Raw genomic sequence first — 21,295 nt, forward strand, 5'->3', positions numbered from 1 at the left:
CAGGGCTCGGGCTCAGTGACCGTCCGGCGCGGGTTCCAGGACGAAGACGGGGATGGGGCGGTCCGTCTTCTCCTGGTAGTCGGTGTAGTCGGCGTAGGCCTCGACCGCGCGCGCCCACCACAGGGCCTTCTCCTCCCCCTCGACCTCGCGTGCCGTCATGTCCTGGCGCACGGTGCCGTCCTGGAGCTCCACCCGGGGATGGGCCACCACATTGTGGTACCAGACGGGGTGGGAGTCGGCCCCGCCCGCCGAGGCGATGACGGCGTACCGGCCGTCGTGCTCCACCCGCATCAGCGGGGACTTGCGGATCCGGCCGCTGCGCGCGCCCAGGGTGGTCAGGATGACGACGGGCATGCCCCTCAGCGTGGTGCCCCGGGTGCCGCCGGAGCTCTCGTACAACTCGACCTGGTCCCGCACCCACTGCGCCGGGCTGGGCTCGTACTCGCCCTCAAGAGGCATGGTGTCCACACTTTCTGTCGGAGACGGTGATCGGCGGTTCGGCGGTTGGACGGCCGTGCCGTCGGCGCGTCGCCGGACCCGGGACAATCATTCCCGGCGGCGCGCCTGTGCGACAGGGCCCACGCGCCGGCCGCCGGGGCGAGTGCCGCAACGGTGACGCAACCTCGTTCGTGCTGTGCTGAACGGATGACCGAATCCCCACGCGTGGAGCTGACCCCGGCCGCCGCCGCACTGGTGCGTTCGCTGACGGAGGCTCATGGTCCGCTGATGTTCCACCAGTCGGGCGGCTGCTGCGACGGCAGTGCCCCCATGTGCTACCCGCGAGGGGAGTTCCGTACGGGGCAGTCGGACGTCCTGCTGGCGGAGCTGAGGGTGGCGGGCGTCGCCGACGCGGTCTCCTTCTGGATGTCGAGGTCGCAGTACGAGGTCTGGAGCCACACCCGGCTGGTGGTGGACGTGGTCGAGGGGCGCGGGAGCGGCTTCTCGCTGGAGGCTCCGGAGGGGGTGCGGTTCCTGATCCGCTCACATGTCGTCGGCGGTTAGGAAGGCCGGGGAGCGTCAGGGGTGGAGGCTGCCGACGACCTCGGCCGTGGCCGCGACGCCTTCGTGGATGGTCGGCGCCATGCTGGTGCCGGAGAGGAAAAAACCGAGGAGCGCGCAGGTGAGCGCGTGGGAGAACTTCAGTCCCCCGCTGCGCAGAAAGATCACCGCGAGCACCACCAGAAGCAGCACCACCGAAATCGAAATGGCCATCGCCAACCTCCTTCACCGTGCCGGATTCACGGCATTCGGCCGTAGTCTGGCGCAGTGGCCGGGCCGTACGGCCGACTGGCGTGTCCGCCGTACGGGTGGTTGCGCCCGCGGAGGGCGCGGTCAGGGGCGGCGGGCTCGCAGGAAGGCCGCCAGACCGGCCAGATCGTCGGTGTTGAGGTGGTCGACTCCGGCGTCGAGCAGCTCGTTCCAGAGCGCGTCACGGGCCGGTCCGGGCGTGTCGGGGGTGGCCCAGAAGCGGATGCGCCGGTGTTGGGCGTGGGCGGAGTCGGTGAGGGTGTGCAGCCGTTCGCGCTCCGCCGGGGGGAATGCTCCGTCGCCCCGCCAGGTGAAGCTGTTGTTCCAGTTCCCGGAGATCAGCGGGACGAGGGAGGCGGGGGCGGCTGTCGCGAGGTCGTCGAGCCGGCCGTCGTAGAACGCGTACCGCTGCCGCTGCGCCGCCATCGGCGCGCGGGCGGCGCGGTCTCCGGAGACGACGGGGGTGACCGCGCCGGGGCCGACGCGGCCGTCGGCGTATTCGCTCAGCATCCTCCGGTAGTCGCGGAGCTGGCGGTCGAGTTCGCGGTAGCAGGCGACGCCGTCGGCCTTGATGTCGATGAGCAGCTGCACGGGGTACGGGTGGCCGGGGTGAACGGTGCCGCAGTTGGCCCTCACCCGTGCGAGCAGGGGGTCGAGGTAGAGGGAGCGCAGGGTGCGGGCGGGGTCCAGCTCGGCCGGTGTGTGGGCGACCAGCAACTCGCCCCCGACGAGGAAGATGTCCGCCTCCAGGCTGGTGAACCCGTGGGCGAGGGCGTCGTGAAGCGGGCGCGGGTGCAGATAGTCGTTGTGCGCGTGGGCCCGGCGCAGCGGCCTCGGGCGCGGGGAGTCGTCGTCGCCCTCCGCGGCGTGTGCGGTGCGGGTGGCGGCGGGCACGGCGAGGGCGGCCAGCGCGGCGGCGGCCGTGGTGACGGCGGTGCGACGGGTGGTCGGCACGGAGGGGCCTCCAGAGCGGTGTGCGGCGGGACAACCGGAGTATCGGCCGGGGCGGAGCCGGACGGCAGGGGGCCGTCAGGGGTTCGGCCGGGGCGCGCGGGGGCTACGGAGCGGCCAAAGCCCGCCGGGCGAGGCGTTGTTATGCTCGGCGAAAGCGCGCGGCCGTGGAGAGCGGCCAGGGAGAATCGAGGTCGGTGCCCGGGTGGAGGACGCGGTGGAGTGCCCCGACAGGTCGCGCGCCGCGCGGCTGACCGCCCATGGGGCCGTCTCCACGTCCCTGGCCCTGTACGGCGATCGCGCCCTGGGCGAGCTGGTGGACGCGGCCGTGCCGATCGGATCCGGGATCGGCGGGAAGTCGGCCCTGCTGGAGGTCGGCGGTGTCCCGGTCTTCGTGAAGCGGGTGCCCCTGACCGACCTGGATCTGCGGCCCGAGCACATCCGGTCCACGGCGAATCTGTTCGGGCTGCCCGTCTTCTGCCAGTACGGCATCGGCGCGATCGGCGGGCCGGGCTTCGGGGCCTGGAGAGAGCTGGCCGCGCACACCATGACGACGAACTGGGTGCTCGCGGCGGAGCACGAGGGCTTCCCCCTGATGTACCACTGGAGAGTGCTGCCCGACTCGGCGCCCCTGCCCGAGGAGCTGGCGGACGTCGAGCGGGCCGTCGCCTACTGGGGCGGCGGGGCTGGGGTGCGGCGGCGGATCGAGGCTCTGGAGCGGTCCTCGGCGAGCGTCGCGCTGTTCCTGGAGTACATCCCGCAGAATCTGCACCAGTGGCTGGGCACCCGGGTCGCGGCGGGGGACCGAAGCACCGACCTGGCCTGCGCGATGGTGGAGCGGGAGCTGGCGGCCGGCGTGTCGTTCATGAACGCGCGGGGGCTGCTCCACTTCGACGCGCACTTCGAGAACATCCTGACCGACGGCCGGCGTCTCTACTTCAGCGACTACGGGCTCGCGCTCTCCTCCCGTTTCGCACTGTCGGGGCCCGAGGCCGACTTCTTTGACCGAAACCAGGTCTACGACCGCTGTTACACCGCCGCGTATCTGGTGAACTGGCTGGTCACCGCCTTGCACGGGTACGAGGTGGGGGACCGGGACGGCCGGGGCGCGCTGGTGCGCGCCTATGCGGAGGGCGAGCGGCCCACCGGGATCCCCGAGGGGGCGGCGGCGGTCATCGCCCGGCACGCGCCGATCGCCGCCGTGGTGTCGGACTTCAACCGCGAGTTCCGGCTCCGCAGCAGGCGGACCCCGTATCCGCTGGAGGAGATCCGCCGGCTCGGCGGGTGAGACCCGCCCCCCGCCCGCGCGAGGGCCGGACGTCGCGCGGCCGGGCGGTCAGGCGGCGGTCGGGGGCGTCTGCCAGTGGACGGTGCGGTCACACCAGCGTTCGAGGAGGATTCTGTCGTGGCCGACGGCAAGCAGCCCCGCGCCCTCGGTCGCGCGGTACTCCTCCACGACGGCCACGAGGGCCGCGGTCGTCGAGGCGTCGAGCATCGCCGTCATCTCGTCGCAGATCAGCCAGCGCGGGCGGAGCACCAGCGCCCGCGCCAGACAGGCGCGCTGCAGCTGGCCGTCGCTGACCTCGTGCGGACGGCGGCCGAGGAGTTCGCCGGTGAGGCCGACCGTGTCGGCGAGTTCCCCCACCCGGGCGGGGACCTCGTCGCGGCGGCCGGTGGCGCGCAGCGGCTCGGCGATGAGGTCGCGCAGCGGCAGCCGGGGGTCGGCGGACATCCTGGGCTGCTGGAACACGACGCCGATGGCGGTGCGCTGGGCGCGGGGCGCGGTGTGCCGCCACCCCCGGGCGGGTTCGCCGTCGATGACGACCCGGCCCGCGTAGGGGCGGTGCAGCAGCGCCGCCACTTTGGCGAGGGTGGACTTGCCGCAGCCGCTGGGGCCGAGGAGGCCGACGGCCTCGCCGGGGGCGAGGGTGAGCGAGACCTCGCGGACGACGGGCCGGAGGCGGTCGTATCCGGCGGTGATCGTGTCGAGTTCAAGCACGGTGGCACTCCTGGCGGTGGTGCGTGGGGCGGCCGGGGCGCGGGTCACGCATGGGCGGCGCTCCGTTCGCCGGGGACGGCCGCCGGGTGGTGGCAGGCGAGGCCGGAGGCGAAGTCGGGGCGGGTGGCGCAGAGGCCGGTGGCGCGGTCGCAGCGGGCCGCGAAGGCGCAGCCCTCGGGGAGGTCGCCCAGCTCCGGGGGCATTCCGGGGATCGGGGTGAAGTCGCGCTCGGGCAGGGCCGCGAGCAGTCCCCGGGCGTAGGGGTGGAGCGGTCCGGGCTCGCCGAAGAAGGTCCGGGCCTCGGCGATCTCGACGATGCGGCCCGCGTACATCACGGCGACGCGGTCGGCGATGCGCTCGGCCGCCGCGAGGTCGTGGGTGATCATCAGCAGGGCCCGGCCGGTCGCGCCGTCGCCGGTGTGGCGGCGCAGCTCGTCGACGGTGCCGTTCACCAGGTCGCGGTCGAGGCCGGTGGTGGGTTCGTCGGCGAGCAGCAGCGGGGCGTCGCCGATGAGGGCGAGGGCGGTGGCGGCGCGCTGGGCGAGTCCGCCGGAGAGCTCGTGGGGGTAGCGGTCGAGATGGCCGGCGGGGAAGGCGGCGCGTTCGGCGGCGGCGACCGCGGCCCGGCGCAGTTCGCGGCGGGGGGTGGCGGTGAGCGCGCGCAGGGTCTCCTCCAGCTGCGCGCCGACCGTGCGGACGGGGGTGAGGTGCGCGGCGGGGCTCTGGGGCACCAGTCCGACGCGCCGTCCGCGTACGGAGCGGGCGAGGGTGCGCTCGTCCGCGCCGAGCAGGTCGAGGCCGTCGACGGTGGCGCTGCCGGCGGTCTGGGCGTTGCCGGGGAGGAGGCCGAGGAGCGCGGAGGCGAGTACGGACTTCCCGCAGCCGCTCTCGCCGACGAGGGCGAGGCACTCCCCCGCCGCGAGGTCGAAGGACGCGCCGGTGACGGCGGCGACATGACGGCCGCCGCGCATCCGGAACCGTACCGAGAGATCACGTACCGACAGGACGGCGGCGGTCACAGCATCAGCTCCGATCGGCGGCGCGGGTTGATCCGTTCCCGCCAGGCTCCGGCGAGGCCGGCGATGGCGAGGGTCGGGATGATCAGGAACAGTCCGGGGAAGAGGGTGGGCCACCAGTCCCCGGCCAGCAGGGAGCTGCGCGCGGACTGCACCAGATTGCCGAGGCTGGCCTGGTGCGTGGGGAGGCCGAGGCCGAGGAAGGAGAGCGCCGACTCGTGCCACATGGCGTGCGGGACCATGAGGACGGCGGCGAGGCCGGCCTGCGGGAGCACGCTGGGCAGCAGATGCCGGGTGGTGATCCGGAGCCGGGAGGCTCCACCGGATATCGCCGCGTCGACGAAGGGCCGGGAGCGCAGGGAGAGGACTTCGGAGCGGACGATCCTGGCGGTGGAGAGCCAGTGGGTGAGGGCGACGGAGGCGATGACCGGCCAGACCCCGGGGCGGAACATCGCGACGATGAAGATGCCGAGGAGCAGATGGGGCACGGAGGCGAAGGTGTCGACCAGCCGCATCACGATCCGGTCGGTCCAGCCGCCGAAGGCGGCTGCCGCCGCGCCCACCAGGGTGCCGACGACGGTGGCGACGAGGGCGGCGACCAGTCCGACGAGGAGGGAGATCCGCAGCCCGTACACACAGCGGAGCAGCAGGTCCCGGCCGACGTCGTCGGTGCCGAAGGGGTGCTCCCAGGACGGGGGCAGCAGTTTCTTGGAGAGGTCGACGGCCTGCTCGTCCAGCTGGGCGAGGGGCGGCACGATCAGCACCGCGAGGGCGACGGCGGCGACGATCACGGCGGAGAAGGAGATCCGGACCGTGCGGGTGGAGCGCCGGGTCTGTCCGGTGGAGCGCCAGAGGGTGTCAGCCATCGAAGCCCACTCTCGGGTCGGCGAGTCCGTACAGCAGGTCGGAGAGGAGGTTGCCGAGGAGTACGGCGGTGGTGGCCAGCACGGTGAGCGCGGCCAGCAGGGGGAAGTCCACGGAGGTGGCGGCCTCGACGGTGGCGGCGGCGATCCCGGGCCAGCTGAAGACGGTCTCGACGAGGAGCGCGCCGGTGATCAGCTCGGGGACCCGGGAGCCGATGAGGGTGAGCATGGGCAGCATTCCGGAGCGCAGCGCGTGGCCCAGGAGTACGGAGGTCTCGCTCAGTCCCCGGGCGCGCGCCCCGCGTACGGGGTCCTCGTCCAGCGCGTCGGCGACTCCCTGGCGTACGTAGAGGAAGAACCAGGGCAGCTGGGAGATGCCGAGGACGGCGGCGGGCAGCACCAGGTGGGAGGCGACCTGGCCGAAGGTGATGACGTCGCTGGCGGTGTCGGTGAGTCCGCCGGCGGGCAGTACGCCGAGTTCGAGGGCGAAGAACCAGATGGCGAGCAGTCCGAGCCAGAAGGCGGGGGCGGCTTCGAGGGTGTAGGCGGCGGCGGAGGCGCAGCGGTCCAGCCAGCCGCCCTGGCGGCGGGCGGCGAGTACGCCGAGCGCGGTGCCGAGGACGATGGCGACGAGGAACGCGGAGGCGGCGAGCAGCACGGACCAGCCCATGCGCTCGGCGATGACGTCGGCGACGGGCTGGCGCATCACGCTGGAGTCGCCGAAGTCGCCGGTCAGGGCGGAGGTGAGCCAGTTCCACCAGCGGGTGGTGAGGGGCTGGTCGACGCCGAGGTTGGCGCGGATCTGGTCGAGGCTCTCCTGCGAGGCGGTGAGTCCCGCGGTGCCGGTGTACGCCTTGACGGGGTCGAAGGGGGAGGCGTCGGCGACGGCGAAGACTCCGAAGGTCACGGCCAGCAGGACGGGGGCGGCGAAGAGTGCTCGCCGCCCCGCCATGCGTGCCATGGGCCCCCAGGGGAGACGGCGGCGGGCCGTCTTCCCCCCGATGAGGCCGGTGCTCACTTCTTCGTGCCCTTGGGGGTCCAGTCCTCTACGTTCCACCAGGGGCCGGAGGCCAGTCCGTGGTCGTGGGGCTCGATCTGGGTGGTGAGCCCGTCCCAGCTGTCGTTGACGACGTAGAGGTGGTCGATGTGGGTGAGGAAGGTGTAGCCGGGGTTCTTGACCAGTTCGCGCTGGACGGTGTCGTACGCGGCCTTGCGCTCGGCCTTCTTCCCGCTCTCGCGGCCCTTCTCCAGGGCCTTGTCGACGACCGGGTTGTCGTACCAGCCCATGTTGTTGAAGCCGTCTCCGGCGAGGGAGGAGGTGAGCAGGAGGTACTGGTCGAAGTCGGGGTCGCCGGGTGCGCCGCCGCCCGCGAGGACGGCGTCGGTCTTCATCCGGGGCTGGATGACCTCCCAGGTGCCGGCCTGGGTCTTGATGGAGATCCCGGCCTTCTTGGCGTCGGAGGCGTAGGCGAGGGCGTGGTCCTGGCGGAGGCGGTCGCCGGAGAGGTACCAGAGGGGGAACTCGGCGCGGACGCCGTCCTTGACCCGGATGCCGTCCTTGCCGGGCTTCCAGCCGGCCTCGTCCAGGATCTTCTTGGCCCGGTCGAGGTCGTGGACGCGCTCGGTGCCCTCGGCGAACCACTCGCTGCCGGTGGGGACGGGGCCGTAGGCGGGCTTGCCCGCGCCCTCGAGGATCCGGTCGACCATGGTCTGGCGGTCGACGGCGATGTCGAGGGCCTGGCGGACGGCCTGGTCCTTGGCGACCTTGTTGCCGCCGGGCAGGGTCACGGTCCGGTAGTCGTAGGTCTTCGCGGCGTGGGTCTTCTTCGCCTTGTCGCCGCTGAAGCCCTCGGCGAGGTTCGGCGGCAGGATCGCTCCGTCGAGGTCGCCCGCGCGCAGCCGGGTGGCGCGGACGTCGTCGTCCTTGATGATCGCCATGGTGAACTTCTTCACCTTGGGCTCGCCGCCCCAGTAGGAGGGGTTCGCCTTGAAGCTGATCTTCTCGCCCTTGGACCAGCCGGTCAGGGTGTAGGGGCCGGTCCCGATCGGCTTGGTGGTGAAGGGGCCGGTGTTGACGTCCTGCTTGCCGGCGATGTGCTCGGGGGCGATGGGGAGCACGGTGCGCTGGGCGAAGGGGGCGTAGGGGTACTTCAGGGTGAAGACGACGGTGTCGTCCCCGGTCGCCCTGACGTCCTTGACCGCGTCGAGTTCGGACTTCGAGGCGTTGTTGGTCTTCGCGTCCAGGATGGTGCGGTAGGTGAAGACGACGTCCTTGGCCGAGAACGGCTTGCCGTCGCTGAACTTCACGCCCTGGCGGAGCTTGTACGTGTAGGTCAGACCGTCCTCGCTGACCTCGGGGAGCGCCGCGGCGAGGGCGGGCTTGAGCTTCATGTCCCCGTCGAGGGCGAGCAGCCCGTCGAAGATCTTGGAGTTGCCGTCCTTGCCGAAGCCGAGGAGAGGGCTGAGGCTCTCGGGTTCGTAGGCGATGCCGACGACCGCCGACTCGCCCTCGCCCTGGCCGCCCGACGCGCCGCTCTCCGGGTTGGAGCAGGCGGTCGCGCCGACGGTCAGCGCGGCGGCCGTGGTCAGGGCCGCCAGGCCGCGTATGGAACGGGTCGAACGAATCGGTCGGATCGGTCGGGCAGACACGGCTCCCACACCCCTACTGAAGATCAGCTGTTGTTGCGAACGTCATGCATTAAACAGCACGTAAAGGATGCGGGAAACATTGGCTCGATCGGCTTCGGCCGGTCCCCGCGCCCGCTGATGAGAAGGTGGCCGTGTCCGACCCGTGAGGAGGTGGCGCATGAGCGATTACGACCTGCTGGTCGTCGGTTCGGCCAATGCCGATCTGGTGACCCGTGTGGAGCGGCGGCCCGGAGCCGGCGAGACGGTCCTCGGCTCCGACCTGGCCGTCCATCCGGGCGGCAAGGGCGCGAACCAGGCCGTGGCGGCGGCCCGGCTCGGGGCGCGTACCGCGCTGCTCGCCAGGGTCGGCGACGACGGTCACGGGCGGCTGCTGCTGGAGTCCCAGCGGGCGGCCGGGGTGGCGGTGGACGGTGTGCTGGTGGGCGGCGCGCCCACCGGGGTGGCGCTGATCACGGTGGATCCCTCCGGCGACAACAGCATCGTGGTGTCGCCCGGCGCGAACGCCCGGCTGACCCCGGCCGATGTACGGGGGGCCGCGCCGCTCTTCCGGGCGGCGCGGGTGGTCTCGGCGCAGCTGGAGATCCCGCTCGCGACGGTGGTGGAGACGGTGCGCGCGCTGGCCCCGGGGAGCCGTCTGGTCCTCAATCCCTCTCCGCCCGCGGCCCTGCCCGCCGAGGTGACGGCCGTCTGCGATCCGCTGATCGTCAATGAGCACGAGGCCCGGTTCCTGCTCGGCGGCGCGGCCGGGGACGAGCCGGGCGCGTGGGCGCGGGGGCTGTTCGCGCTCGGACCGCGCTCGGTGGTGATCACGCTGGGGAGCGCCGGGGCGCTGGTCGCGGAGGGCCCCTCGGCCCCGGTGGTGCCGGTGCCGAGCCCCCGGGTGACGGCGGTCGACACCACGGGGGCGGGCGACGCCTTCACCGCCGCGCTGGCGTGGCGGCTGAGTCTCGGCGAGAGGCTGGTCACGGCAGCCGCGTACGCCGTACGGGTGGGGGCGGCGGCCGTGACGCGCCGGGGCGCGCAGGACTCGTACCCGACCCCGGACGAACTGCCGGCGGGCTGAGCCGGAGCCGTCTCCGGTCCACAGCGCGCGGGAAATCCGGGAGACCGGGCGGCGGGCGGGCGGCAGGATGCGTCCATGGACCGTCAGATGATCAGTTCGATCGCCCATGGGGATCACCCCGTCGCCGCTCCCCTGCACGAGACCTCGGTGACCGGGCTGCTGGACCGGGCCCTGCCGCGCGGGGACGAACGCGTTCTCGATCTCGGCTGCCGGGAGGGCGTCTGGCTGAGGCGTGCGGTACGGGGCCGGCCCGGGGTGCGGGCCGAAGGGATCGACATCGACGCCTCGGCGGTCGGGAGCGGGCGGGCGGCCTGCGCGGCGGACGGGCTCGCCGGTCAGATCGAGCTGCGTGTCGGGGACGCCTCGGAGTTCGCCCCGGACCACCGTTTCGATCTGGTGCTCTCGGTGGGGGCCACCCATGCCTTCGGGGGTCTGCTGCCCACGCTCGCGGCGGCCCGCAGGCATCTCGCGCCGGGCGGTTCGGTCCTGGTGGGCGAGGGTTTCTGGGAGCGCGAGCCGGGGCCGGAGACACTGGACGCGGGCTTCACCGCACAGGAGTACGACTCTCTCGCGGTGACCGTGGACCGGATCGGGGACGACGGCTGGACTCCGGTGTACGGGCATGTCAGCACGGTCGAGGAGTGGGACGACTACGAGTGGTCGTGGACCGGGACCCTGGCCCGCTGGGGACTGGACCGGGCACCCGGCGCGGAGCGCGCGGCGGCGCTGAGGGCGGCGCGGGAGCACCGTGACGCCTGGCTGCACGGCTACCGCCGGACGCTCGGATTCGTGACGCTGCTGCTCCGGCGGACGGAGTCCGACGAGGGCTGAGGGCCGGGAGCCGGGGGGCCGGTCCCGCGCGGGCGGGCGGGACCGGCCGGGGCCGTCAGTGGGGGAACAGCTCGAAGGTCACGGCCGGCCTGCCGCCGAAGCGCGGGCTCGCCTCCTTGGCCATGTCGGTGAGGAAGGAGCGGACATAGCTGTCCGGGTCCTCGGTCAGCACCTCCAGATAGGTGCGGTGCTCCAGGAGCGAGCGGATGGAGCGTTCGAGGCCGGGGCCCGCGTCGACCGCGTGGGTGGGCTCGGTGGAGCCCGCGACCGCGACCCAGCGGACCCCGCCCCAGGGCTCCAGGCCCTGTTCGGAGATCAGCTCCGGGAAGATCCAGCGGTTGCCCGCGTCGGCCACCGCGTCCAGCGCGGCCCGTCCCACGGCCCGGTGGTCGGGGGTGTTCCAGTGGCCGCCGCCCCAGGTGTCCCGGTGGTTGAGGGTGATCAGCAGTTCGGGGCGGTGGCGGCGGATCGCCGCCGCGATGTCCCGCCGCAGGGCGGTGCCGTACTCGATGACACCGTCCCGGTGGTCCAGGAACTCCACCTCGGAGACCCCGACGACCGCCGCGCCCGCGCGCTGCTCGCGCTCCCGCAGCGGCGCGCACTCGGCCGGGTCGACGGTGTCGATCCCGGCCTCGCCCCGGCTGGCGAGGAGATACGCGATCTCCCGCCCGCCGTCGGTCCAGCCGGCCACGGCCGCCGCGCAGCCGTATTCGAGGTCGTCGGGGTGGGCCACGACGGCGAGCGCTCGCCGCCAGTCGTCGGGCATCGGCTTCAGCTGCTCGTCCATGGCCCAACCCTAGGGCCTTCTCGTGGATCGGTCCGGGTACGTCAGATCTCGCCCTGGACCAGGGAGATCAGCCGGTCGAGGACGCGGGGGCCGCCGGCCCGGACTCCGTCGTGCTCGTACTCGTCGGTCACCCAGGTGCGCAGCCCCCGGATGGCGCGGGCGGTGGTCAGCGAATGGGTGGTGTCGACGTACATGTCGTCGTGGTAGACGGCGGCGGCGACGGGCACCTCGTTGGCGGCGAGCCGCTTCGCGTCGTAGAGCGGGGCCCAGTCGGTGCGGGCGGCGAGGAGTTCGGCGGTCTCCCGCAGGGGGCGCAGCGCGGGGTCGGTCTCGAAGTGCCAGGGGTGGATGGTCTCGCCGGTGAAGAGGAGCGGGGCGTCCCCGGCGAGCGCGGTGGCGGCGTCGAAGCGGGGGAACTCGGCGCGTACCCGTTCGGCGGACCAGCCGGTGGGGCGCTCGTCCTGGCCGTAGATGGCCTCGTGGAGCAGGGCGTACAGGGGGTGTCCGGCGAAGGAGAGCTGTGCGCGGACCGCTTCCTGGAAGGCGTCGGAGAGTTCGTGGCGGTCGCCGGCCTTGATGAAGGCGTCTTCGAGGAGGTAGTGCAACTGGTGGCTGCCGTCGCCGCTGCCGAGGAGGATGCCGAGGGACTGGAACGCCTCGGGGGTGAGGAGGTGGCCGCCCGGCAGGGTGGTCGGGTGGTCGGCGAGGTGGGCGGCGATCCGGCGGGCCTGGGCCACGTCCTGGGGGTAGCGCGCGTAGTGGGCCTCGACCTTGCGCCGCATGCGCGGGTAGGCGGCGCGGTAGACGTCGTCGGCGTGGCCGTCGAGGGAGGGCAGGCCGCCGGTGATGAATACCTCGCGCAGCCCCTCGGGTGCGGTGGAGAGGTAGTGGGTGGCGCAGAATCCGCCGAAGCTCTGGCCGAGGACGCTCCAGGGCGCGCCGCCGGTGAGCCGGGCGCGGATCGTCTCGCAGTCGCGCACGATGCTGTCGGCGCGGAAGTGGGCGAGGTGGTCGGCCTGGGCGCGGGGGGTGCCGAGCGGGGCGAGGGTCTGGCGGTTCCGGGGAGCGGAGCGGCCGGTGCCGCGCTGGTCCAGGAGGAGGACGCGGTAGTCGCGCACGGCGCGTCCCAGCCAGGCCTGGGCCCCGACGAAGCGGCGGGCCCCGAAGCCGGGGCCGCCCTCCAGATAGACCAGCCAGGGGAGTTCCTCGGTGGCCCGCGCGGCGGCGACCACTTCCCGTCCGTACAGCTCCAGCTGTTCCCCGCCGGGGTCGGAGTGGTCGAGCGGGACGGTGAAGCGGCGGTCGGTGAGAACGACGCCGGGCTGGCGGTAGCTGGTCACGAAAGCTCCTGTTCTGTGCTGCACGCCCGCCCATGGGATCACACGGTGACTTCACGGGCGGGCGCGGGGCGTCGAACAGGGCGACGAATCAGCTGGTGGGGAAGTTGTCCGGGGTCCTGATCTTGCCCCGGATCCAGACTCCGGCCTCCTTCAGCGGCGCGGTGCCGGTCCAGGGGCCGCCGGAGTTGCAGGTGCCCTGCTTGAAGACGGCTCCGCTGCGGTGGTCGTCGGAGTAGTTCCAGTTGACCCAGCTGATCTTCTTGCTCGCCATGACGTCGAGGAAGCGCTGCGTCATGGGGAAGTCGTTCGCGCCCTCGCCGGAGTAGTTCTGGGTGCCGAACTCGGAGACGAAGACGGGGATCTTGTCGGCCGCGCGGGTGAGGCCGTCGAGGTACCACTCGCGGTGGGAGGCCGCGTAGAAGTGGAAGGTGTACATGATGTTGGAGGCCTGGACGGGGTTGTTCACGACCTCGGACTCATTGGTGGAGCCGGAGAGTCCGAAGGAGGACCAGTCGCGGGTGCCGACGAGGACGGGGGTGTCCGGGTCGAACTGCCGGATGTGGGGGATGAGGTCCTCGGCGTACGTCTTGATCGTCCACCAGGTCACATTGGTGCCGCTGGGCTCGTTGGCGATCTCGAAGAGCAGGTTGTTCTTGTTCTTGTGGCGCTCGGCGATCTCCTTGAAGAAGGTCTTGGCGTGGCCGATGTTGGTCCAGGGGTCGCCCTCGGTGAGGATGTGCCAGTCCACGATCGCGTACATGCCGCGCGCGGTGGCCTGCTCGATGAGGTTGTGCACCATGTCGGTGTACTTGCGCGGGTTCTCCAGATAGCCCTTCTCGGACTTCTCGATGTACATGGAGATGCGCAGGACGTCGGCTTTCCAGTCGTTCGCCAGGGCGTTGAGCGAGCCGGTGGTGTAGCAGTTGGGGAACCAGCCGATGCCGTGGGTGGACATGCCGCGCAGCTGGATGGGTTTGCCGTACTGATTACAGAGCTTGGTGCCGCAGACCTTGAGCTGTCCGTTGATCGCCACGGGTGATCCGGCGGGGGCCCTGACGGCGGGGGCGGGCGTGTTCGCCGCCGGGAGGACGGGACCCGCGGCGGGGGCCGGGGTCAGCGGGACCGAGGGGGTGGCGGTGGCGGTGGCCGGAGCCGCGGTGAGGCCGAGCGCGAGCGTGGCGGCGAGTGTGCCGGCGCCGGTGAGCGAGCGCAGTCGGTTGCGGGAAATATCCATGGTTCTCCCTTGCCTTGGTCGTGGGTGACGGGAGTGGTAGGAAACTTTCCTAACGGTAAAGGGCTCCAACAAGCTGTTGCAAGGGGCTCGGCGGGAGAAGGATTCGGCGTGTCGCGCGCGGCAGTGCTTGACGGACAGAGGGACGGACGGGCCGGTCCCGGCCCGTCCGGTCCCGGCCGGTGTGCGGAGGCCGTCCGCCGCTCCTAGCGTGGACACATGATCCGGTTCGAGCAGGTGGCCAAGGTCTACCCGGACGGCACCACCGCCGTCGACGGCCTGTCCTTCGAGGTCGCGAAGGGGGAGCTGGTCACCCTCGTGGGCCCGTCCGGCTGCGGCAAGACGACCACGATGATGATGGTCAACCGGCTGATCGAGCCCACCTCGGGGCGGATCCTGATCGACGGCGAGGACATCTCGTCCGTCGACCCGGTGAAGCTGCGCCGCCGTATCGGCTATGTCATCCAGCAGGTCGGGCTCTTCCCGCACCGCACGGTGCTCGACAACACGGCCACCGTGCCCGCCCTGATCGGCTGGAAGAAGTCCCGGGCCCGCGCCCGGGCGGCCGAACTCCTCGATCTGGTGGGGCTCGACCCGGGGACCTACGGCCCGCGCTACCCCGCCCAGCTCTCCGGCGGCCAGCGCCAGCGGGTCGGGGTGGCCCGGGCGCTGGCCGCCGATCCCCCGGTGCTGCTGATGGACGAGCCGTTCGGCGCGGTCGACCCCGTGGTCCGCGAACGGCTCCAGAACGAGTTCCTGAACCTCCAGGCCACCGTGCGCAAGACGGTGCTGCTGGTCACCCACGACATCGAGGAGGCGGTCCGGATGGGAGACCGGATCGCCGTGTACGGACAGGGGCGCATCGAGCAGTTCGACACCCCGGCCGCCGTGCTGGGCACCCCGGCGACCCCGTACGTGGCCCGCTTCGTGGGCGCGGACCGGGGGCTGAAGCGGCTCTCGGTCACCGCGATCGAGGAGGACGACCTGGAGCAGCCGCCGCTCGCCCGACTGGACGAGAGCGTGCGGACGGCCGCGCTCCGGCTGCGGTCCGAGGGCGCGCGCTGGGCCGTGGTGGTCGGCACGGACGGGGAGTTGCACGGCTGGGTGTCGGCGGAGGCCCTGGCCCTCGCCGGGGAGCGGGGCACGGTGGGCGATCTGGCCCGCCGCATGGAGGCCTGGGTGCCGCTCGGAGCGCCGCTGAAGCAGGCGTTCAGCGAGATGCTCCAGCATGACGCGGGGTGGGTGGCGGTGGTGGACGGATCCCGTTTCGCGGGGGTGCTGACCCCGGCCAAACTCCATGAGGCGCTGCGCAGATCGGTGGACGCGGACGAGCGCGGGGTCTCCCGCGACGAGGTGGAGTTCGACTCGGTGTCCGATGTGTAGCGACCGCTGAACGGCTGAGAGGCATGCCCGGAATGGCGTACGAGGCGCTCGGCACCGGCCTCGTCGGATACCGTGCTGGGTGTGCTGATCACGGGTGGGGACACTGCCGCGCCGGGAACCGCGCTGCTGATCGCGGCCGCGCCGGTCGGGAAGGGGCGTCTGGTCGACGCGAGTTCGGTGCTGCCCGCGCTCGCCGCGGTCCCGCCGAGCGTGCTGACGGGCACCTCGGCGGCGACGGTGATCGAGCTGGCCGACCCGCTCGACCCGCAGACGGTGCTGACCCGGATCCGGTCGGCCGCCGCCGCGCCGGGGCCGCTCTTCCTGTACGTCGCGGGGCAGCTCCAGCTCGACCGCAAGCAGCGGCTGCCGCATCTGGCGCTCGCCCGGTCCACCCCCTCGACCCTGCGGTACACCGGTCTGCCCTGGCACTGGCTGGCCTCGGAGCTGACGATCCGGCGGCCCGGCACGACCACCGTCTTCGTCGATCTGGTCGCGGACCCGGAGGCCTGGCGGCGGGTGGGCGAGGAGGGGCTCGGCCTGGGGCTGTCGATCCGGCTGTACGGCCGGGTCGCACCGCCCGCTTCGCGCCGCGAGGAGCCGGGCCCCGCGTATCTGCGGGCCTGCGCCGCCATCTGGCGCGGCGGGTCCCGTCCGGATCTGGACACCCTGCACGAACAGGCCGCGATCCAGGCCGGGATGTCGGGCGCGCTGCTGCTCTCCGGCACCCCCGCCCTGCCGGCGAACACCGGCGCCGCCGGGCGGGACGCACCACAGGCGATGACGCCCCCTCCGGCGGTCCACGATCCCGCCGGGACCCGGCGGCCCGCGCCGGTCCCGGCGGGTGCGGCGGGTGCGGCCGGCGGCGGGCAGGGGCGCGGCGGCTCCGGGCCGCAGCAGGGCTCCCCGGAGCCTGCGCGAGCAGCGATTCCGGTCGGCGACGGCGACCCGCATCCGGCGATACTCGCCGCGGCGCAGGCGGGGCGGCACAGCGAGGCGGCGGCAGCCGCCGCCGCGTGGGAGCAGCAGGAGATGCGGGCCCACGGGCCCGGCTCCGTACAGGCGATCCACTGGCTGGAGGTACGGGCGGATCTGGCCCGGCTGGCGCGCGAACCCCGGCTCAGCTGTGAGCTGTGGATGACCGCGGCCGACGCCCGGCTGACGCGCGAGCAGGCCAGCGACGATCCCGATGTCGAGGCCGCGGTCGACCGCGCCCACCACCAGTGGGAGCAGATCGAGGACGCCGCCGGGGCCCGAGCGCTGGCCCCCCGGCTGGTCGCGCTGCGCCGCCGGGTGCCCGGCCGTCAGCGGGGCGCGCTCAGGGTGCTCCAGCGCCGGCTGGAGAGTCTGCACGCGGCCCGTCCCGTCTGAGGGGTGGGCCGCTCAAGGCCTCGGCGGCGGCGCTGACGCCCCTGGGTCCGGCGTCCGGGGCGGCCGGTCAGCCGGGGAGCAGGCCCTTGGAGCGGAGGTACTCGCTCGCGACGTCCTGGGGCAGCCTGCGCCAGCTGTCCACCCGCTCGTTGAGATTGGCGAGGTCGGCCGTGGTCAGCACGGTGTTGAGCGCGGACAGCGCGCGGGTGACGCCGGCGCTGCCCGCGCGGGCGCGGTTGACCACCGGCACGATGTAGTCGGCGTTCTGGAGGTGCTTGTCGTCGGCGAGGAGGACGAGGCCGAAGTCGTCGAGGGTGGCGTCGGTGGTGGTGGTCAGCACCATCTGGTCCTGGCCGTTCTGGACGGCCTGTTTGGCCTGGGTGGTGCCGACGCCCTTCGGGTCGACGGCGGTGATGTCGATTCCGTAGACCTTCTTCAGCCCGGGTTCGCAGTAGGGGCGGCTGACGCATTCGTCGCCCGCCGCCAGCCGTACGGGGAGTTGGGACCGGCCGAGGTCGCTGAGGGTCTTCAGCCGGTGTTCGGCCGCGTAGGAGCGGCTGACCGCGAAGGCGTTCTGGTCGACGGCTCTGCCCGGGTCGAGGACGTCGAGACCGCGCGGGGTGGCGAGCCGGCGGAGGGCCGTCATGGTCCGGGCGAGGTCGGGCGATCCGGCGGGGGGCGCGTCCGGGCCGTTGACCTTGGCGTTGAGCCAGTCGGCGAAGGTCGCGGCGTACTCGGGCACCACATCGATCTGTCCGCTCTCCAGCGCGGGTTCGTAGATCTCCCGGTTGGTGACGGAGAGGATCTTGGTTCGGTAGCCGGCCCGGTGGAGCAGGAGCGCGTACATCTGGGCGAGCAGATCGCTCTCGGTGAAGCCCGCCGAGCCGATCGTCAGATCCCGGCTGTCGCCGGGCGGGCCGGTGACATCGCCCCTCCGCTCCAGCGAGGGTCCGGTCGCGCAGGCGGCGAGCACGAGCAGCAGCAGGGCCCCGAGGACGAGCAGGGGCCGTGTCATCCCCGGTCCCGGGTCCAGGAGGGGGCCAGCCGCTGCCCCGCCTCGAACAGCCCTTCCACGAGCAGGGCGAAGACGGCGACCAGGAGCGCGCCGGCGACGACTTGGGAGGTGGAGGCGAGGTTGAAGCCGGCGGTGATGATCCGGCCGAGGCCGCCGCCGCCCGCGAGCGCGGCGATGGTGGCGGTGGCCACCAGCTGTACGGCGGCGATCCGTACGCCGGTGAGGATCAGCGGCAGGGCGAGCGGGATCTCCACCCCGGTCAGCAGCTGCCGGCCCGTCATGCCCATGCCCCGTGCGGCGCGTACGACGTCCCGGTCGACGCCGCGCATGCCGACATAGGCGTTGGTGAGCAGCGGCGGCACGGCGAAGAGCACCAGCGCGATGATCGTGGGCCAGGAGCCGTGGCCGCCGATCGGGCTGAGCAGCAGCAGGACCAGGACGGCGAAGGTGGGGACGGCCCGGCCGATGTTGGAGATGTTGACGGCGAGCGCGCCGCCCTTCCCGATGTGGCCGAGGACGAGGGCGACGGGCAGCGCGATCAGACAGCTCAGGGCCAGGCAGACGCCGGTGAGATAGAGATGCTGGGTGAGCCGGTTCCCGATGCCGCCCTCGCCGGACCAGTTGGCCCCGTCGGTGAGCCAGTCCCAGGCCCCCGCGAGGGTGTTCACTCCCCCACCGCCCGCGTCCAGGGCGTCGCGTACCGCTGGACCAGCAGGAGCAGCAGGTCGGCGGTGACGGCGATGACGACGCAGAGGACGGACGCGGTGAGCACCTGTGCCTTGAAGTAGGTGTTCATGCCGGAGTAGATGAGGTTGCCGAGGCCGCCGTAGCCCACGATGGCCCCGATGGTGACCAGGGAGACGGCGGAGACGGTGGCGATCCGCAGCCCGGCCATCGCGGCGGGCAGGGCGAGCGGCAGTTCGACGGCGAGCAGCAGCCGGACGGGGCCGTACCCCATGCCCCGGGCCGCCTGGCGGGTCTCCTCGGGGACCGCGCGGAGGCCCGCGAGGATGTTCCGTACGAGCAGGGTGAGCGAGTAGAACACCAGTCCGGCGATGACGATGGAGGCGGAGAGGCCGTACACGGGCAGCAGCAGCGAGAACATCGCCAGCGACGGAATGGTGTAGAGGACGGTGGTGATCCCGAGCACCGGTCCGGCGGCCCAGCGCCAGCGGCGGGCCGCGACGGCGAGCGGTACGGCGACGGCGAGGCCGATCAGGACGGCGGCGACGGTGAGCTGGAGGTGCTGGACCACCGCGTCCCCGAGGATCGATCGGCGGGTGGAGAGGTACTCGCCGCAGATCCACTCATTGCGGGCGAGGCAGTCGTCGGGTGTCGCCGTCACTCGTCCATTGGAGCCCGGCGGGCGGACGCGCGCGCGTTCTGCTGGCCTGTCCGTGGGCTCACGGGGTGCGGAAGCCGTCGGCGTAGCTCTCGGCCGGCGGGATCTCGGTGATGATGTCGACGAGGACGCCGCTGGGGTCGGCGACGATGAAGTGACGCTGGCCGAACTCCTCGGTGCGCAGTTCGAGCCGGGGGGTGAGGCCCTCGCGCACGACGAGGCGTTCCCACTCGGCGTCCACGTCGTCCACCTCGAAGTTGAGCAGCAGGCCGGTGACCGGGTTCCGGTAACCCTCGGGGATGGTCGGGTGGGTGTGGTCGAGCACGGCCAGCTCGTGGGGGAGGTCGCCGGCGCGGCGGAGGCTGACGTACCAGTCGGCCTCGAAGGTGATCTCGAAGCCCATGAGACGGGTGTAGAAGTCCACGGTCTCCTGGACACGGTCGGTGGCGATAACGGGGTAGAAGCTGGAGAGCACGGCGATTTCCCTTCGTTGACATACCAGCGGTATGCCAAGAATCTATTGACGTACCATCGGTATGTCAACAAGCCGGGACTCCCGGCCGCCCGGACGGACGGAGCACGATGCCGCAGACGACGAGAGCCCAGCAGCGGGAGCGGACCCGCCGGACGCTGCTGGACGTGAGCCGGGAGCTGTTCGCCTCACAGGGGTACGCGGCGGTGGGACTGGCGGAGATCGTCGAGGCCGCCGATGTCACCAAGGGCGCGCTCTACCACCACTTCGCCAGCAAGGCGGCGCTGTTCCGCGCGGTGCTGACGGAGGTGCAGGAGGAGGTGGGCGAGCGGGTCGCCGCGGCGGCCGAGGAGCGGAAGGATCCGTGGGAGCGACTGGCGGCCGGCTGCCAGGAGTTCATCACCGCCGCCACCCACCCCGACATTCAGCGGATCATGCTGATCGACGGCCCGGCGGTGCTGGGGTGGCACGAGTGGCGGGCCATGGACGAGTCCTCGTCCGCGCGCCATCTGGCGGAGCAGCTGGGCGATCTGGTCGAGCGCGGCGTCATCGCGCCCCAGCCGGTGATCCCGCTGGCGCATCTGCTGTCGGGCGCGATGAACGAGGCGGCGCTGTGGCTGGCCGCGTCCGGCTCCGCCGACGATCTGGCGGACACCAGGGCGGCGCTCTCCAGAATGCTGGGGGCGCTGCGGACGCACTGAGCCGCGCACTATTGATGGCACTCAGTGCCACCATGGGGTGGCTACTCGGCGGCCGGGGTCTCCGCCAGGGCGGATTCGAGCTGGCGGACCACCCGCCACAGCGGGGCCCCCCGGGGCGCGACCATCACGACGACCTCGCGGCCGTCGCCGTCCGCGCCGTCCAGCACGGTCACCGGCCGGTCCGGTGTCCGGGACCAGACCTCCCGCACCAGCGCGAGCGCGTGGTCCACCGCGACTTCGGCGTCGCCGACGGCCCCCGAGCGGAGCCAGGAGCGCAGCCCGTTGTTGTGCGCGGCGACCACGGCGGCGGCGATCACCTCGGCCCGGAGCGATCCGTCCGGAGCATCGCCCCAGCGGCCGCGCAGATAGCCGGCGAGGGTGCGCTCATAGCGGCGCACCACGGACAGCTCATAGGTGCGCAGCCCCGGAACCTCGCGGGTCAGACGGTATCTCCGCACCGAGAAGACGGGGTTGGCGGCGTACATGCGCAGCACGATCCGGGCCGCTTCGCACACCCTGTCCAGCGGGTCTCCCGAGGTGGCCCGCTCCAGGTACTCGGTCATGTCGGCGAGGCAGCGCTCATGGTCGGGGAAGACCGCGTCCTCCTTGGAGGGGAAGTAGCGGAAGAAGGACCGGCGTCCCACCCCCGCCCGCGCGACGATGTCGTCCACGGTCGTCCCCTCGAAGCCGCGCTCCATGAAGAGTTCGAACGCGGCCTCGGCCAGCAGCTCGCGCATGGGCGTCTTGGCGGCCGGGCCGTCCGCCGCCGGGCCCGCGGCGGCCCCGCGTGATCTGCGTGCCTCAGTCATGCCGGGAAACGTAACACCGGAGACCACCATTTGGCACTCCGTACCTTTACAAGGGGTACTGAGTTCCATAGCCTGATCGGGACGAATCCGTCCAGCAGTGGGAGAGCCGGCGTGAGCTTGAGGATTGTTGTCTGTGTGAAGTATGTGCCCGATGCGGCGGGGGACCGGCGTTTCGCGGGGGATCTGACGGTGGACCGTGAGGGTGTGGACGGTTTGCTGTCGGAGCT

23 protein-coding genes and 1 pseudogene are annotated in these 21,295 nt (G+C 72.5%); 8 read left to right on the forward strand and 16 right to left on the reverse strand.

The features are described from left to right. Positions 1 to 12: 12 nt before the first annotated feature. Complete coding sequence (locus ABD371_RS31415; protein WP_344484537.1) at positions 13 to 459, reverse strand: nitroreductase family deazaflavin-dependent oxidoreductase; 447 nt, start codon at positions 457 to 459, stop codon at positions 13 to 15. A 186-nt stretch (positions 460 to 645) separates the two neighbouring features. Between ABD371_RS31415 and ABD371_RS31420 the strand changes: the two genes are divergently transcribed. Beyond that, the gene (locus ABD371_RS31420) at positions 646 to 1,002 is read left to right on the forward strand and encodes a DUF779 domain-containing protein (protein ID WP_344484540.1); all 357 of its coding nucleotides are present in this window, start codon (positions 646 to 648) and stop codon (positions 1,000 to 1,002) included. A 15-nt stretch (positions 1,003 to 1,017) separates the two neighbouring features. Here ABD371_RS31420 and ABD371_RS31425 read toward each other — a convergent pair whose 3' ends face one another. Next, positions 1,018 to 1,212: a hypothetical protein gene (locus ABD371_RS31425; protein WP_190126733.1), complete on the reverse strand. Its 195-nt coding sequence runs from the start codon at positions 1,210 to 1,212 to the stop codon at positions 1,018 to 1,020. 120 nt (positions 1,213 to 1,332) lie between these two features. Continuing rightward, positions 1,333 to 2,202 carry a phosphatidylinositol-specific phospholipase C/glycerophosphodiester phosphodiesterase family protein gene (locus ABD371_RS31430; protein WP_344484544.1) on the reverse strand — a complete coding sequence of 290 codons (870 nt, stop codon included), beginning with the start codon at positions 2,200 to 2,202 and terminating at the stop codon, positions 1,333 to 1,335. 202 nt (positions 2,203 to 2,404) lie between these two features. Between ABD371_RS31430 and ABD371_RS31435 the strand changes: the two genes are divergently transcribed. Next, positions 2,405 to 3,487, forward strand: coding sequence for a protein kinase family protein (locus tag ABD371_RS31435; protein ID WP_381735180.1), 1,083 nt, complete (start codon positions 2,405 to 2,407; stop codon positions 3,485 to 3,487). 48 nt (positions 3,488 to 3,535) lie between these two features. Here ABD371_RS31435 and ABD371_RS31440 read toward each other — a convergent pair whose 3' ends face one another. The 5 genes from ABD371_RS31440 to ABD371_RS31460 are packed head-to-tail and all read right to left on the reverse strand — an operon-like array spanning position 3,536 to position 8,726. Further along, positions 3,536 to 4,198: an ABC transporter ATP-binding protein gene (locus ABD371_RS31440; protein WP_344484547.1), complete on the reverse strand. Its 663-nt coding sequence runs from the start codon at positions 4,196 to 4,198 to the stop codon at positions 3,536 to 3,538. Between the two features lie 44 nt (positions 4,199 to 4,242). Beyond that, the gene (locus ABD371_RS31445) at positions 4,243 to 5,217 is read right to left on the reverse strand and encodes an ABC transporter ATP-binding protein (RefSeq protein ID WP_344484550.1); all 975 of its coding nucleotides are present in this window, start codon (positions 5,215 to 5,217) and stop codon (positions 4,243 to 4,245) included. Beyond that, complete coding sequence (locus ABD371_RS31450) at positions 5,214 to 6,080, reverse strand: ABC transporter permease (RefSeq protein WP_344484553.1); 867 nt, start codon at positions 6,078 to 6,080, stop codon at positions 5,214 to 5,216. The genes ABD371_RS31445 and ABD371_RS31450 overlap by 4 nt, the downstream gene beginning before the upstream one ends. Next, a complete protein-coding gene (locus ABD371_RS31455; RefSeq protein WP_344484556.1) occupies positions 6,073 to 7,038 on the reverse strand; it encodes an ABC transporter permease in 966 nt (321 codons plus the stop codon). Before ABD371_RS31455 ends, ABD371_RS31450 begins: the two co-directional genes overlap by 8 nt. A 53-nt stretch (positions 7,039 to 7,091) precedes the next feature. Continuing rightward, positions 7,092 to 8,726, reverse strand: a complete 1,635-nt coding sequence (locus ABD371_RS31460; RefSeq protein ID WP_381735183.1) for an ABC transporter substrate-binding protein — start codon at positions 8,724 to 8,726, stop codon at positions 7,092 to 7,094. Between the two features lie 157 nt (positions 8,727 to 8,883). Between ABD371_RS31460 and ABD371_RS31465 the strand changes: the two genes are divergently transcribed. Together ABD371_RS31465 and ABD371_RS31470 are read left to right on the forward strand one after the other, a co-directional pair. Continuing rightward, positions 8,884 to 9,789, forward strand: a complete 906-nt coding sequence (locus tag ABD371_RS31465) for a ribokinase (RefSeq protein WP_344484559.1) — start codon at positions 8,884 to 8,886, stop codon at positions 9,787 to 9,789. Between the two features lie 75 nt (positions 9,790 to 9,864). Then, entirely contained in the window at positions 9,865 to 10,620 is a 756-nt protein-coding gene (locus tag ABD371_RS31470) for an SAM-dependent methyltransferase (RefSeq protein ID WP_344484562.1), read from the forward strand. 55 nt (positions 10,621 to 10,675) lie between these two features. Here the strand turns inward: ABD371_RS31470 and ABD371_RS31475 are convergent, their stop codons facing one another. The 3 genes from ABD371_RS31475 to ABD371_RS31485 form a co-directional block, all read right to left on the reverse strand. Then, positions 10,676 to 11,407 (reverse strand): PIG-L deacetylase family protein, encoded by a 732-nt coding sequence (locus ABD371_RS31475; RefSeq protein ID WP_344484565.1) that lies wholly within the window; start codon positions 11,405 to 11,407, stop codon positions 10,676 to 10,678. Positions 11,408 to 11,448: 41 nt separating this feature from the next. Then, a complete protein-coding gene (locus ABD371_RS31480; protein WP_344484568.1) occupies positions 11,449 to 12,747 on the reverse strand; it encodes an alpha/beta fold hydrolase in 1,299 nt (432 codons plus the stop codon). Between the two features lie 88 nt (positions 12,748 to 12,835). Then, complete coding sequence (locus tag ABD371_RS31485; protein ID WP_344484571.1) at positions 12,836 to 13,981, reverse strand: glycoside hydrolase family 5 protein; 1,146 nt, start codon at positions 13,979 to 13,981, stop codon at positions 12,836 to 12,838. A gap of 216 nt (positions 13,982 to 14,197) precedes the next feature. Here ABD371_RS31485 and ABD371_RS31490 point away from each other — a divergent pair, with 216 nt between their 5' ends. Together ABD371_RS31490 and ABD371_RS31495 are read left to right on the forward strand one after the other, a co-directional pair. Further along, positions 14,198 to 15,361, forward strand: coding sequence for an ABC transporter ATP-binding protein (locus ABD371_RS31490; protein WP_344484573.1), 1,164 nt, complete (start codon positions 14,198 to 14,200; stop codon positions 15,359 to 15,361). 72 nt (positions 15,362 to 15,433) lie between these two features. Continuing rightward, positions 15,434 to 16,729: a hypothetical protein gene (locus ABD371_RS31495; RefSeq protein ID WP_344484575.1), complete on the forward strand. Its 1,296-nt coding sequence runs from the start codon at positions 15,434 to 15,436 to the stop codon at positions 16,727 to 16,729. A gap of 67 nt (positions 16,730 to 16,796) precedes the next feature. Here the strand turns inward: ABD371_RS31495 and ABD371_RS31500 are convergent, their stop codons facing one another. The 4 genes from ABD371_RS31500 to ABD371_RS31515 are packed head-to-tail and all read right to left on the reverse strand — an operon-like array spanning position 16,797 to position 19,561. Further along, on the reverse strand, positions 16,797 to 17,744 hold the full coding sequence (locus ABD371_RS31500) for an ABC transporter substrate-binding protein (protein ID WP_344484577.1): 948 nt from the start codon (positions 17,742 to 17,744) through the stop codon (positions 16,797 to 16,799). After that, a complete protein-coding gene (locus ABD371_RS31505) occupies positions 17,741 to 18,412 on the reverse strand; it encodes an ABC transporter permease (RefSeq protein WP_344484579.1) in 672 nt (223 codons plus the stop codon). The genes ABD371_RS31500 and ABD371_RS31505 overlap by 4 nt, the downstream gene beginning before the upstream one ends. Continuing rightward, entirely contained in the window at positions 18,409 to 19,089 is a 681-nt protein-coding gene (locus ABD371_RS31510) for an ABC transporter permease (protein ID WP_344484581.1), read from the reverse strand. Before ABD371_RS31510 ends, ABD371_RS31505 begins: the two co-directional genes overlap by 4 nt. A 58-nt stretch (positions 19,090 to 19,147) precedes the next feature. Further along, on the reverse strand, positions 19,148 to 19,561 hold the full coding sequence (locus tag ABD371_RS31515; protein ID WP_344484584.1) for a VOC family protein: 414 nt from the start codon (positions 19,559 to 19,561) through the stop codon (positions 19,148 to 19,150). Between the two features lie 107 nt (positions 19,562 to 19,668). On the opposite strand from ABD371_RS31515, the gene ABD371_RS31520 reads away from it, so the two are divergent. Then, complete coding sequence (locus ABD371_RS31520) at positions 19,669 to 20,259, forward strand: TetR/AcrR family transcriptional regulator (protein ID WP_344484587.1); 591 nt, start codon at positions 19,669 to 19,671, stop codon at positions 20,257 to 20,259. Positions 20,260 to 20,300: 41 nt separating this feature from the next. On the opposite strand, the gene ABD371_RS31525 is transcribed toward ABD371_RS31520, so the two are convergent. Then, a complete protein-coding gene (locus ABD371_RS31525) occupies positions 20,301 to 20,996 on the reverse strand; it encodes a TetR family transcriptional regulator (RefSeq protein ID WP_344484605.1) in 696 nt (231 codons plus the stop codon). Positions 20,997 to 21,179: 183 nt separating this feature from the next. On the opposite strand from ABD371_RS31525, the pseudogene ABD371_RS31530 reads away from it, so the two are divergent. Continuing rightward, positions 21,180 to 21,295, forward strand: a pseudogene (locus ABD371_RS31530) (electron transfer flavoprotein subunit beta); the annotation flags it as partial.

Origin of the sequence: Streptomyces amakusaensis (genome assembly GCF_039532665.1) — a bacterium.
GTDB classification, from domain to species: domain Bacteria; phylum Actinomycetota; class Actinomycetes; order Streptomycetales; family Streptomycetaceae; genus Streptomyces; species Streptomyces amakusaensis.

Coding starts and splice junctions, on each gene's coding strand:
- ABD371_RS31475 (WP_344484565.1), bottom strand. CDS start 11,407: ATGGACGAGCAGCTGAAGCCGATGCCCGACGACTGGCGGCGAGCGCTC.
- ABD371_RS31425 (WP_190126733.1), bottom strand. CDS start 1,212: ATGGCCATTTCGATTTCGGTGGTGCTGCTTCTGGTGGTGCTCGCGGTG.
- ABD371_RS31525 (WP_344484605.1), bottom strand. CDS start 20,996: ATGCGCGAGCTGCTGGCCGAGGCCGCGTTCGAACTCTTCATGGAGCGC.
- ABD371_RS31450 (WP_344484553.1), bottom strand. CDS start 6,080: ATGGCTGACACCCTCTGGCGCTCCACCGGACAGACCCGGCGCTCCACC.
- ABD371_RS31485 (WP_344484571.1), bottom strand. CDS start 13,981: ATGGATATTTCCCGCAACCGACTGCGCTCGCTCACCGGCGCCGGCACA.
- ABD371_RS31420 (WP_344484540.1), top strand. CDS start 646: ATGACCGAATCCCCACGCGTGGAGCTGACCCCGGCCGCCGCCGCACTG.
- ABD371_RS31465 (WP_344484559.1), top strand. CDS start 8,884: ATGAGCGATTACGACCTGCTGGTCGTCGGTTCGGCCAATGCCGATCTG.
- ABD371_RS31500 (WP_344484577.1), bottom strand. CDS start 17,744: ATGACACGGCCCCTGCTCGTCCTCGGGGCCCTGCTGCTGCTCGTGCTC.
- ABD371_RS31520 (WP_344484587.1), top strand. CDS start 19,669: ATGCCGCAGACGACGAGAGCCCAGCAGCGGGAGCGGACCCGCCGGACG.
- ABD371_RS31470 (WP_344484562.1), top strand. CDS start 9,865: ATGGACCGTCAGATGATCAGTTCGATCGCCCATGGGGATCACCCCGTC.
- ABD371_RS31415 (WP_344484537.1), bottom strand. CDS start 459: ATGCCTCTTGAGGGCGAGTACGAGCCCAGCCCGGCGCAGTGGGTGCGG.
- ABD371_RS31490 (WP_344484573.1), top strand. CDS start 14,198: ATGATCCGGTTCGAGCAGGTGGCCAAGGTCTACCCGGACGGCACCACC.
- ABD371_RS31455 (WP_344484556.1), bottom strand. CDS start 7,038: ATGGCACGCATGGCGGGGCGGCGAGCACTCTTCGCCGCCCCCGTCCTG.